Origin of the sequence: Salinivibrio sp. PR919, from assembly GCF_001995355.1 — a bacterium.
Taxonomy (GTDB): domain Bacteria; phylum Pseudomonadota; class Gammaproteobacteria; order Enterobacterales; family Vibrionaceae; genus Salinivibrio; species Salinivibrio proteolyticus.
This window is the reverse complement of the sequence record NZ_MUFL01000022.1, coordinates 14,266-26,381: the sequence shown is the minus strand read 5'-3', so window position 1 is coordinate 26,381 and position 12,116 is coordinate 14,266. Positions and strand designations below refer to the sequence as shown.

The window sequence follows — 12,116 nt, the reverse complement described above, 5'->3', positions numbered from 1 at the left end:
TTTATTTTTTATGATGCAGAGGCGATGTGCCTCTGCTTTTTATTTGCGGGTGTTGCATGCGGTTTTATTTACTCGTCGGCGTTATTTGCTTGATGATCACGCCCACGTTGGTATTCAGTAGCCAATCCGAAACAGACCTTCGTATTGAACAGCGTCAGAGACAACAACAAAAACAATCGGAAGACAAAGCGCTGGCAGAGGCTGATTTAGCACTGCCCAGCACACCATCATGGCATGTTCCTTTGGAAACATTGGATGTGAATGCATTGGGAAGAGCGCTCTACCAAGCGATACGACAACACGCTTGGGATAGGGTGGCTGAAGGGCTGCCTTACTATCAAACATTACCCGGCCACGATGCTATGTTAATCCTTTATGCCAAGGGGGGCTTAGCCCGACAGGCAGGAAACCTCGCCCAAGCTGCGCATGACTATCAAGCTCTACTTGAACTTAAGCCTGATTTTTTACTGGCGCAGTTATCATTAGCGCGCGTGTTATTTGAAGATTACCAAAGCCGTGAGGCCAAACAATACTTTGAGGCTATCGCGACAAGCATTGCTGGTATGCCTCACGCAGCTGGTGTTCAGCGAACCGTCTCGGCCTATTTACAAGCACTATCTTTGCGTCAGTCATGGCAAGGCTCGTTGGCGATTGGGCCTGAGTATCACACCAATATCAATAAAACGTCTCACAGTGAAACCTGTTTGCTATCGGTGGCTGCAGGGTGTGCTTACGTACGAAAAACGCCGGACGCGATTGCCAGTTATGGCTGGGGAGCCACGCTCTCGGCAGCAAAAACATGGGCTGTATCTGGTCATCATCATGGCTTTATCCGTGGTATGGCATATGGTGCGGATTACGATAAAAACGATAGCTATAACCAGTGGGACACCCAGTGGTTGATTGGGTATCGGTATCAAAATGCGGCGAATCAACTCTCAATAGGCCCCTTATTGGAAGGCACTTGGCAAGGAGGCACGTGGATTTCCCATACCTTTGGTGTCAACCTTGACTACTTACGTATCCTTACTCCTGCATCGACGTTTAAGGGAACGGTTGTCAGCARAGATATCCGTTATCAAGGCGCACAGCTGAAGGCGCTGTCGGGGCAGGAAACCTATTTGTCTGCAACATGGTTCTCTCAGCTTCATCCCAACTGGTTAGCTTTTATCGGTGCAAACTACACGGATAGCCAAAGTGAGGATACTGTCTTTGACTGGCGCAGCCTAGGAGGACGAGTCGGGGTGAGTTTTCAGCCGACGCCCGAACTCGATGGTCTATTTAGTTATGCTTATCAAGATCGTAACTATCGAGAATACAACGCCATGTTGGGGAACAAGCGGCATGATATTCAACATACGCTGGTATTGAGTTTGCGCCTCCCTACGCTAACTGTGGCGGGTTTTTCTCCGGTGATCACCGGCCAGTATCATCAAACACGAAGCAATGTTGAATGGCTCTACAGCCATGATTACACGCGCATCCAAGTCCAGTTTGAAAAACAATTTTAAAAATTTTTTACGGGTTTTCGTTATTCGTTCGGTATAGCGGGTAGATAACCGATATGGCGTATTACGCATGGATAATAAGGACTCAAAATGAAGCGATATTGGATAGGGCTGGGACTGTGGCTCTTGGTCATCACGGTGCATGTGCAGGCGAGTGAATCCACGGCACCAGCGGAGAGCGGGTCAGTGGTGACCGCTTCAGGCTCGCAGGCCACCCATTTGTCCGTTGATGCACTGTCTCCGCTCGGTATGTATCAGGCTGCGGATCCTATCGTCAAAGCGGTCATGCTGATATTGCTGGCGGCTTCAGGCGTGACATGGGCTGTGCTCGTCACTAAGCAGTGGCAACTCGGTCGTGCGCGTCGCCGCTTAGCGCCACTGGTGTCACTTTGCGCTCACGCTGAAAGCTTTGCGGCGGCCAAAGCGGCGGCATCGTCTCACCAGGGCACTGGGCTGGCGTTTCTCAGTGCGGCGCAAACCGAGCTTGCCCTATCCGAACAAGTAGATGCAGTCGGTCAAGGCGTTAAAGAGCGGGTACAAGCACGGTTGGAGCGGGTACAGGTGGCACAGGCTAGCATGATGAATCGTGGCACAGGGGTGCTGGCATCGATCGGGTCCGTGGCTCCCTTTGTGGGGCTGTTTGGTACCGTGTGGGGGATCATGAATGCGTTTATTGGCATTGCGCATACGCAAACGACCAATTTAGCCGTGGTGGCTCCCGGGATTGCTGAAGCCCTGCTGGCAACGGCTCTTGGCTTGGTTGCGGCGATCCCAGCTGTGATTGTTTACAACTATTTTACCCGTGCATTGGCTGCGTATCGTGCTCAAATGGGGGATTTAGCGGTGGCTATTTTGGTGCTGGTGAGCCGTGATCTCGACAGTGAGCGCAATGCGCAAACTGAACTTGCGTGGCGACAGGCAGGGTAGAAAGATGAGCTTTCAATTTTCCTCGTCAGACCATGAACTACAAGAAAACCATGAGATTAATGTGACACCATTTATCGATGTGATGTTGGTGTTATTGATCATTTTTATGGTTGCGGCCCCGCTTGCAACCGTCAGCGTGCCGGTGGATTTACCCACCTCTTCGGCGAAGCCGAATGCCTCGCCCAGTCAGCCTGTGTATTTGTCTGTAGGCTCTGGACAAATGTTGCAAGTTGACGAGCATCCTGCGTTTTCCCTTGAAGAAGCCAGTCAGAAGTTGCCTCTATGGGTGGCGAACAAACAAACCCGTTTATATTTGCGGGCCGATAAAACCTTGCCTTATCAGTCACTGTTGGAAGTGATTAATACGCTTAGTCAAGCGGGTTATCAGCAAGTCGGGCTGGTGGGTATTGCGCAGTCAGCATCGAGTTCCTCATGACGGTATTGGCTGGGTTGCCTCAAGGCTTTGAGTTAGACCGCACGCGAAAAGGCTGGTTGGTGGGGGCGCTAGTGAGCGTCAGTCTCCATTTTGGCGTGGCGATCGCGTACTTTTGGACACCAGCGCGCACGCTCGCACCGCCTCCCGCCGCGGTGCCGATTGCTATTTCTGTCATCGCACCAGAAGTGTCTGCCCCAAAGGTGGAAAAGCACGATGTGAAAGAGGGCAAACCGCAACGCGCCAGTCAGCCTGCTGATGCATCTGAGACGGTGGCGGAAAAAGTGATGCCGACGCCAAACGCGACGCCTGTGGTTGAAGATAAAAAAAATGCGCAAGTCCAAAAACAGCCGCAGTCTGTCTCACGCCCTGCCAAGAAGCCGCCTAAAGCGGTAGAGACAAAAAAAACGGTTGAGACACACAAGGTGCAAACGACTGAGCCTCGCCTTAAACCAAAGGAAAGCCCCAAAACGTCACGTGCGTCGTCGGTCGCGAAAGAGGCGAGTGCGCCGAAACATGTTGACGCGCCAACACACAGTGAAAAAGTGACTGGCCCAGCGCAAGGACAGCTAACCGTAAAGGGGAAGGTTGCCAAGTTGAATTGGCAGCGACGGGTTCACGCGCATTTGGCGCACTATAAGCGCTATCCTCGATTTGCTCGGCGACTTAAGCAGCAAGGCTCGCCTCGGGTAACCTTTACCGTCAATCGCCAAGGCGAGGTGCAATCGGTCAAACTCCAAACCTCGAGCCAATTTGAGAGTTTGGATGAAGAGGCTAAGGCGCTGGTACAGCGTGCGTCCCCGTTGCCGACGCCGCCAGATGCCTTGCCAGGGCTGACAATCACCGTCACAGTGCCGATTCGTTTTTCACTGTAAAAATAAGGGGATACCTTTTTCGTGAACACGATGACAAAGGTTCACTCTCGCTTGCTAACCTGTTAGGCTKCTCCCGCAATTCGCTTCGGGGTTGATTTCTATCGAGTCGCCCCGATATGGAACTGTATTCCACTCAATGCCCGTTTGGGGCCCCAAAAAGAGAGAAGATATCACCAGAAAAAGAATGGCATGAAGGAGGTGTCAATAATGGCAGCGATAGCCGATGTATATCCCTCACGCGTCAATGGTAAAGAAACGCTTTCCCCACGCTTAGATCCGGTTGTTTACGGCCGTGTGCAACCCAAGGTACCGCATAGCTTAAGCCAGCAAGAGCTGGATACGTTTGAGCGCCAAGGCTTTTTGGTGATGAATGACTATATGCCGGAAATGGTGGCACCACTTAAACGCGAGATTACCCGCCTACGTGATGATATGACCGGCCATGAAGAGCTATATACCGAGCCGGATAGCGACGAGCTGCGCACCATTTTTAAACCTTTTGCCTACAGTGACTTAATTGATCGCTTCTCGCGCGATCCGCGCATTCTCAATAAAGTACGACAAATTTTGGGCTCGGACGCGTATTTGATGCAATCACGCGTCAATATTAAACCAGCGTTTAAAGGTAAGTCGTTTCCTTGGCATTCTGACTTCGAGACTTGGCACGTTGAGGATGGAATGCCACGGATGCGAGCGGTTACCGTCTGGCTGATGCTCACGGATAACACCGAGCACAATGGGCCGTTGTACGTCATCCCTGGCTCGCATTATCACTATGTGTCTTGTGAAGGCAGTACCGGCGAGAAAAACTATCAGCAGTCGCTGAAAAAACAAATGCTGGGCGTGCCTAAACCAGAGACCATGGAGACGTTGCTCGATGATAATGGCGTTGCCTCCGTCACGGGTAAAGCTGGAACCTTGGTGTTCCATGACTGCAACTTAATGCACGGTTCACCTGATAATATCGCCAATGATCCACGCTCGATTTTAATGTTTGTCTATAACAGTGTGGAGAATAAAACGGTGACGCCATTTAGTGGTTTACCACCACGCCCGCACTATCTCTCTAACCCAGACCAACGCCCATTGCAGGCGGTTGAGTCACTTTGGCCGCTGGCCTCTTAATCGTGCTAACGCCCACCTTTTTCGGTGGGCGTTTTGAGTTTGTTTTCTCTTTAAATCAGGCTTTTGCTATGCTGTCTCGATAATTGAACAAGCGTTTAATTATCTCGCCAATTTCAACGACATTAAGGAGTACCCGTTGAATATAACATCAAAAGCGACCCTGAGCTTGACCGTTGCCGCACTGAGTGTGGCCAGTGCCTTATCTTTCTCTTCTTCAGTTCAAGCCAGTGACAGTGCGCTTAGCGAAAAGCTTGGCATTGCCGATCACGCCGTTATTGCCCACCGTGGTGATTCCTACAACGCCCCCGARTCCACGCTGCCCGCGTATCAGCTCGCGTGTGAAGTGGGTGCCGATTACCTCGAGCTTGATCTGCAGCGCACCAAAGACGGCAAATTGATTGCTGTGCATGACGATAACCTCAAGCGTAATACTAATATCGAGACGGTCTACCCTGAGCGCGCCGACGATCCGGTCAATACCTTTACATGGGCAGAGCTGGAAAAACTGGATGCGGGTAGCTGGTTTAATGAATCATACCCAGAGCGCGCGCGTGAAAGCTTCCGTGGCTTGAAGCTTGTTACTTTAGACCAAGTGCGTGAAATCGCTGAAGGCTGTGCGCATCAGCCCGGTCTGTATATCGAGACCAAGGTGCCGGAGTTCTTCCCAGGCATTGAGAAAGATTTGAAAGACGATTTGACCAAGCATGGCTGGCTAGATGACGATGCCAAGGGCAAAGTGATCCTACAAACTTTTAATAAATCGAGCCTTGAAACGCTGCAAAGTGTGATGCCAACCGTGCCAAAAATCTTGCTGCTTTGGGCGGGTGATGGCTACATTCCCACCAAGGACAGTGCGCCGAAAGCAGACGATGAGTCTTACGCCCAATACTATGCGCGCCAAGAAGTGGCTTCGAAAGAAGGCTACGCAGAATGGTTGGATTATTCCAAACAGCATGGCGCGATCGGTGTGGGTCCATCCACTATCCAAACGCAGCACGATGATGCATGGTCAAGCCAGTTTAGCTACATGGAGCTTGCAGCACCTTGGATGGTAGAGATGAGCCATGAGAAAGACTTGCTGATGCATGTTTACACCGTGGATCAAGCGGTAGACTTTGAGCGCTATCGTGACCGTGGTGTGGATGGCTTTTTCACCAACCGTCCTAACCTTGCGGTGAAAACGCTCTCTGGCGGTGAAGGCAAAGATATTCAAGCGACACTTGCCAAGCTGGGTTATTAGTCCCGCATGCGCTAAGCGCATTGTGCTTGTGAGCCCGCCCTGTTGTGGCGGGCTTTTTAGTGGTATCCAGTCGATGATAGCGGTGACTGTTGAGTCAGTTTAGAGGGACTCGCGCGTTATAAGCTTAGCCATTGCGCGTCGATACATACCATAAGCCACTGCGCCAGCGAGAATATTGCCGACTAAAGCGCCCACAAATAAGCCATATAACTCAGCCAGTTGCGCGCCCAACCATAAGCATGGCAAGAAAAATGCGAACAGACGAAGGGCGGAGATGGTCAAGGCGGTGTATGAACGGCCTAATGCATTAGTAATGGAGACCATCAACATGCACACGCCCAAAGCACCTAAGCTAAACGGCACTAAGGTCAGGTGCCAATGCAAAATGTCAGTCACTTGCTGATCGCTGGTCATGAGTTGGGCGAGTGGATCGGCGGCAAACCAGGTCACTACAGCGATCAGCAATTGAAAGCCTAAGACAAACTGACAGGCCAGTTTCACCAAATGACGGATCTCGGTGAGATCACCTTTACCCAGTAGGCGACCCACCATAGGTGGCATCGACATGGTTAATGCAAGCACAGATACAATCGCAAAAAATTCAAAGCGAGATCCCACCGCCCATGCCGCAACTGCCGCAGGACCAAAGCCGGCGAGTAGCTTGGTTGCCAGCATGGACGAAACGGGCGGTAGCAGCTGGCTTATCATTGCTGGCCCCATAATATGGCCGATGGATTTGACGCTTTTGGCAATGTCTAAATCGTGCCACGCCATCGAGATCCAACCTTTGCGAATAACCCGTGGCGCGACAATGACCACACCGCTACCAAAAGCGATCAGGGTTGCGACGGCGGCGCCATTTATGCCCCAATCGAGCCAGAAAATGAACACAGGATCGAGGACCAAGTTTAACAGGCTAGTGACCACCATCATGGAGCCGGGCAGCAAGGTGTTTCCGTTGGCCCGCGCAATACTGTAAAAGAAATACAGCACCGCCCCCGCCCAAGCGCTGACCAGCCAAATAATCCAATAACTATCAATCACCGGAAACACGCTCTGAGGGGCATCGAGTAGCATTAATATCGGGTGACGTAGCGCATACAAAAGCAGGGCGAAACCCGCGACACCGAGGGTCCCTATCAGGAGGATTAAGCCGCCGAGTTGCTTGGCGTAATCGCATTTATCCGCGCCGAGCGCGCGTGAAATGACCGCGGTCGTGGCAATACCTAACCCGACCTGAATCCCGATAATGATCATTTGAATGGGCAAGGTAAAGCCTTGCGCAGCAAGGGGAAGTACCCCAAGTTGGCCGATAAATGCACTGTCGACTAACTGAAAACTCATCAGTGACAGCACCCCGAATAGCATGGGCAGGGTGGTAGAAAACAAGCGCTTCGCGCGAGAGACAGACTCCATCAGGCACTCTTTGGGTTAATAGGGTGAAAAAAAGCCGAGCATTTGCATGCTCGGCATAACCCAACCAATTGTAGAGGATTGCTGGAAATTACCAACCCTCTTCACGTAAGGGCATTAGTCGTTATCGGTGCGTAAAGCCAGCTGGCTTGCGAGATAGGTATAGGTTCTGGCATACATGGCAGCACGGGTCGCGTTGTTTGAGGCGCCCGCATGACCCCCTTCCATGTTTTCATAGTAAAGTACGTCGTGGCCCATCGCCTGCATTTTGGCCACCATTTTACGTGCGTGAGCAGGATGAACTCTGTCATCGCGGGTTGAGGTGGTGAATAGCACGCGAGGATAAGCGGTATCCTGACTGAGGTTGTGATAGGGCGAGTACGTTTTAAGATAGGCCCAATCTGCTTCGGTATCAGGGTTGCCATATTCCGCCATCCAACTGGCGCCTGCCAGTAGCTTATTAAAACGTTTCATGTCCAACAATGGCACCTGGCAAACCACGGCTTGATAGAGCTCTGGACGACGTGTTACGGCAGCGCCGACCAGCAGGCCACCATTGCTACCGCCTTGAATGCCAAGATGGGCAGGTGTGGTGATTTTTTTGCCAATCACATCTTCTGCGACGGCCTCAAAATCTTGATAGGCTTTGTGTCTTTGATGTTTGAGTGCCGCAAGGTGCCAAGCAGGGCCATACTCTCCGCCACCACGAATGTTGGCGAGGACATAAACCCCACCTTTTTCTAGCCAGTTTTTACCAAGTAACGCGCTGTAGTGGGGCGTTAAGCTCACTTCAAAGCCACCGTATCCGTACAACAAGGTTGGATTTTTACCATCGCGTTTCAAGGCTTTAGAGGCCACCAAAAAGTAGGGGACTTGTGTGCCATCTTTAGAGGTCGCAAAGTGTTGCTCGACGACTAAATCATTAGCGTCAAACTTAGGTGGCGTTGACTTTAGACGTCGCGTCTCATGCGACTGAGCGTCTACCCGGTAGATAGAAGGTGGCGTCAAGAAGCTTGCCACGTCAACGAAAAAGTCATCATGTTCTGGCGAGGTGTTGAATACACGCATATGGGTGTTTTTTTCGAGCTCGACAGGCTTTTGTTGCCAATCCCCTTTGGCGTCTTTATGCAACACGCGAATACGCGAACTGACGTCATTTAGCTCGCTGACAATGATATGGCGTGCCGTAAAGTCAACGGACTCGATACTGGTTTTGGTGTCGGGGACAAGAAATGCTTGATAGCGTGGCTGTTCTGTCGTTAGGTCAGTCAGCGCAGCGGAGAGGATGCTGCCCTGTCGGAAATGGGTGTCGCCTTGGTGCAAGTCTGACTTGAGCTGGAAGAACAAAGCGCCTTCAAAGTAGCCGAGGATCTCACTGTCAGCGGGCAGAGTCAGGGGGCGCAGGGTGTTTTTGTCGAGCCAGAATGTTTGTTGGCGATAAAAGGTTTCGCCTTCACGGACAAGTGTCACCCTTGAGTGGGCATCTCGCAATGTGAACATACCGACGGAGACGGAGCGAGGGCTCCCTTCATAAACTGTGGGTGCGTCTTTGAGTGAGGTACCACGTTGCCATTTTTTGACCAGGCGTGGATAGCCTGAATCTGTCAGTGTTCCTTCACCAAAATCCGTTGCCACGAGTAAGTGATCATTATCCAACCAGGTAATGTCGCTTTTGGCTTCGCTGAGTGAAAAGCCATCGGCAATAAATTGTTTGGTCGTGAGGTCGAACTCGCGTTTAACCGTGGCGTCGGCGCCACCGCGCGAGAGTGCCACCATGCAGCGTTGGTAGGCAGGTGCATAGCAATCGACGCCCTTAAGTACCCAGTCTTCACCTTCTGCTTTGGCGAGTGCATCGACATCAATGACGGTTTCCCATTCAGGCTTTGCTTTGGCATAACTGTCGGGCGTGGTGCGTCGATAGATACCTTTGATATGGGTATCATCCTGCCAAAAGTTGTAATAGTAGTCGCCACGACGAGACGGATAGGCGAGACGGTCACTGGCATTTAATACATCAAGGCTATCTTGGTAGAAGGTCGGATAGCTTGGGTGGTGAGTAAGAATGTCGTTTGTTGAGGCATTCTGTTTTTTTACCCAAGTAAGGGCTTGCTCGCTCTCAACCTCTTCCAGCCATAAAAAGGGATCGGTGTGATCGGCGCCGTGTGCTGTGCCTAGAGTCATGGCTAACGCCGCGGCACTGAGTGCGGGAGTTTTCATTGTTGTTTTCCTTTTCAATAGGGGTCGTGCTCAATCCATGAGGGTAAAAAAGCCGAGCAACAAAGAGGCTCGGCAAAAAAGAAAAGCAGTGTTGTTGCCATGGTTAGCTATTCGTTAAGAACGCTATCCAAGGGGAAGCCATGGGTTTAAGTTCGTTCGACTTCGCCGCTTGTTGCATGGCTTTARGTGCAGCAGCGTTATTCTCCAACTCGAAGTAGGCCATCCCTTTTAAGTACTCCAGTTCAGCAGCAACATTGAAGGGAACGCCCTGTGTATCCGACGCAAAGTCAATAATGTTCTTGTACTGTTGGTCTTGGATCATTAAGCGAGCGATCTTGAGTTTGGTTTTCGGATCGGCGTCCAACGTATAAGCTGCACGATAACTGTTAATCGCTTTGGTGAGTTCTTTCGCTTGGTGCCAATACTGGCCGAGCTTGTCCAAATGCTCACTGGTTTTTTCTACCGTGCCCTTTTCTATCTCCTTGGCCAATGTCGTGGCGGCGCGAAAAGGAATAGATTGATAGGCTAAAAAGTCAGTGAGCCTGAGGATTTCTTTTTCCTCATCGAGCAAGCCGAGCTTATAAGCGGACTCAAGCGCTGCCAGTGCTTTACCATCCTTTCCGCGCTCCATTTCTATTCCCGACAGTTGCTTCCAATACTGTTTTTTCTCTGGGAATAGCTCGGTCAACGTGGTCAGGACGTTGGCGGTGTTTGCTAAATCATTGGTTTGGTAATAGGCAGACATGAGCATCATATACCAAGACTCACTCGGCTTATCGCTGAGGGCGATGGCCTGCTTTATCTCGGGGATCGCTTGCTTAAACTGCTCTTGTTGGACATAGGCACTTGCCAATGTCATGTAACTCATGGCATCTGGCTTGTCCTCGCCTTCACTCAGTTGAATACGAAACCACTGCTTCATCAGCGAAATCGTGTTAGCAAATTTCTCCTGTACCATATAGAGCTGCGCCAGGCTGTATCTGACTTGCTGTGCGACAGCCACAGGCAAAGCATCAATCTTTAGCGCTTGTGCAAAGTATTCGGTCGCTTTCGGGTAGTTATCTTCAATTGAGTAAATATAACCAAGCTGCTGAAGCAGCACGGCTTGGTCATATTTCTTATTACCACTGCGATCGAGTGCACTCTCAAGCTCTGCCTTTGCATCTTGATAGGCTTCGTTAGCGATGTACTTTTGCACTTTATTGACGGTGCGATACGTCCGGTCCGATAGCTCCGGGTTATTGGCACCATAGGACACGCTTGAAAGGCTCAAAGCAAACAGCGCTAAAGCCAACATCCGTGTTAATGAGTTTTTCATGATGGCCGTCCTAGTTAATCGAAAACTCTATTTCTTGAGAAAGCCGAGCTTTGACGGGTTTGCCGTCTACAACCTTGGGCTTAAACCGCCATTGTTGCACCGTTTTTTGCGCGGCCCGTCGGAGTCCCATACGGCGCGGGTCTTCCTCAAGGACTTGAACGTCTTCCACGCCCCCTTGCTCATTGACGGTAAACTCAAGTAACACAATCCCTTTTTCTAACCCTGCTCGTGCCGCTTTGCGAGGCATTTGCGGTAAGAAGGTCGCCAAAGGAGTTGGTCCCTGATTACCGGCCATCCCGCCACCGCCTTGGCTGTAGTGACCCAGCACCGAACCGCCCGAAATGTTCACCGGCAAGTCCAGGTTAGGCATATCAAGCTTCACTTGATCCATCTGTGGCTTCACCGTAGATGTCACCTTCATTTCCGGTGGTGGTGGCGGCTTTTTCGGTGGCTTAGGCTTTGGAAGCTCACGCTTTCTTTCTTTGATCTTTTCATCAGGTTTGATGCGCACAAACTCGATAATTCGCTGAGTCTCGTCGCCAGTTAACTCATGGCGCTCTTTGTTGACGATTTTATCCATGCCCCAAAACAAACCCAGCGAGACGAATAATGCGAGCACAATCGACGCCAAATAACGCATACGCTAGTCCTTGCTTTTCGCTGCAATCGAGATGCTATCCACACCGGCCATTTTGATTTGGTCCATGACGTCAACAACAACACCCGCGCTTGCTTCTTGATCCGCTTGGATGACGACCGCGCCTTCTGGGCTTTCTGCACGCAAGCGCTCAATATTGGCACGCACTGCACCGACTTCAACACGGCGTTTATCAACCCAGACATCACCCGCAGGACCGACGGCAACCATGATGTTGCCTTTACTGACGGTCTGTGCGGTATTCGCACTGGGTCGATTGACGTCAATACCCGCTTCTTTGACGAACGAAGTGGTGACGATAAAAAAGATCAACATAATGAAGACGATATCCAACATGGGTGTCATGTCGATCGCCGCTTCATCATTCCCTTCATTGCTATAACGTCGTTTCATGTCGCTACC

Annotated in this window: 11 protein-coding genes; 6 read left to right on the top strand and 5 right to left on the bottom strand. The window is 51.0% G+C overall.

Annotation, left to right across the window (positions count from 1 at the left end; genetic code table 11):
* The first annotated feature begins 56 nt into the window (after positions 1-56).
* From BZG83_RS06205 to BZG83_RS06180, 6 genes are all read left to right on the top strand, one after another.
* The gene (locus tag BZG83_RS06205) at positions 57-1,511 is read left to right on the top strand and encodes a surface lipoprotein assembly modifier (RefSeq protein WP_077479785.1); all 1,455 of its coding nucleotides are present in this window, start codon (positions 57-59) and stop codon (positions 1,509-1,511) included.
* Positions 1,512-1,598: 87 nt separating this feature from the next.
* Positions 1,599-2,435, top strand: coding sequence for a tonB-system energizer ExbB (gene exbB, locus BZG83_RS06200; protein WP_077479784.1), 837 nt, complete (start codon positions 1,599-1,601; stop codon positions 2,433-2,435).
* Between the two features lie 4 nt (positions 2,436-2,439).
* Positions 2,440-2,871, top strand: coding sequence for a biopolymer transporter ExbD (locus BZG83_RS06195; RefSeq protein WP_077479783.1), 432 nt, complete (start codon positions 2,440-2,442; stop codon positions 2,869-2,871).
* Positions 2,868-3,743: an energy transducer TonB gene (locus BZG83_RS06190; protein WP_077479782.1), complete on the top strand. Its 876-nt coding sequence runs from the start codon at positions 2,868-2,870 to the stop codon at positions 3,741-3,743. Before BZG83_RS06195 ends, BZG83_RS06190 begins: the two co-directional genes overlap by 4 nt.
* 207 nt (positions 3,744-3,950) lie before the next feature.
* Complete coding sequence (locus BZG83_RS06185; RefSeq protein WP_077479781.1) at positions 3,951-4,868, top strand: phytanoyl-CoA dioxygenase family protein; 918 nt, start codon at positions 3,951-3,953, stop codon at positions 4,866-4,868.
* 136 nt (positions 4,869-5,004) lie between these two features.
* Complete coding sequence (locus tag BZG83_RS06180; protein WP_077479780.1) at positions 5,005-6,108, top strand: glycerophosphodiester phosphodiesterase; 1,104 nt, start codon at positions 5,005-5,007, stop codon at positions 6,106-6,108.
* Between the two features lie 99 nt (positions 6,109-6,207).
* Here the strand turns inward: BZG83_RS06180 and BZG83_RS06175 are convergent, their stop codons facing one another.
* The 5 genes from BZG83_RS06175 to BZG83_RS06155 form a co-directional block, all read right to left on the bottom strand.
* The gene (locus BZG83_RS06175; RefSeq protein ID WP_077479779.1) at positions 6,208-7,524 is read right to left on the bottom strand and encodes an MATE family efflux transporter; all 1,317 of its coding nucleotides are present in this window, start codon (positions 7,522-7,524) and stop codon (positions 6,208-6,210) included.
* Positions 7,525-7,638: 114 nt separating this feature from the next.
* A complete protein-coding gene (locus BZG83_RS06170; RefSeq protein WP_077479778.1) occupies positions 7,639-9,738 on the bottom strand; it encodes a prolyl oligopeptidase family serine peptidase in 2,100 nt (699 codons plus the stop codon).
* Between the two features lie 103 nt (positions 9,739-9,841).
* Positions 9,842-11,056 (bottom strand): tetratricopeptide repeat protein, encoded by a 1,215-nt coding sequence (locus tag BZG83_RS06165; RefSeq protein ID WP_077479777.1) that lies wholly within the window; start codon positions 11,054-11,056, stop codon positions 9,842-9,844.
* A 10-nt stretch (positions 11,057-11,066) separates the two neighbouring features.
* On the bottom strand, positions 11,067-11,696 hold the full coding sequence (locus tag BZG83_RS06160) for an energy transducer TonB (RefSeq protein ID WP_077479776.1): 630 nt from the start codon (positions 11,694-11,696) through the stop codon (positions 11,067-11,069).
* A gap of 3 nt (positions 11,697-11,699) precedes the next feature.
* The gene (locus BZG83_RS06155) at positions 11,700-12,107 is read right to left on the bottom strand and encodes an ExbD/TolR family protein (RefSeq protein WP_069588961.1); all 408 of its coding nucleotides are present in this window, start codon (positions 12,105-12,107) and stop codon (positions 11,700-11,702) included.
* Between the last annotated feature and the right edge of the window lie 9 nt (positions 12,108-12,116).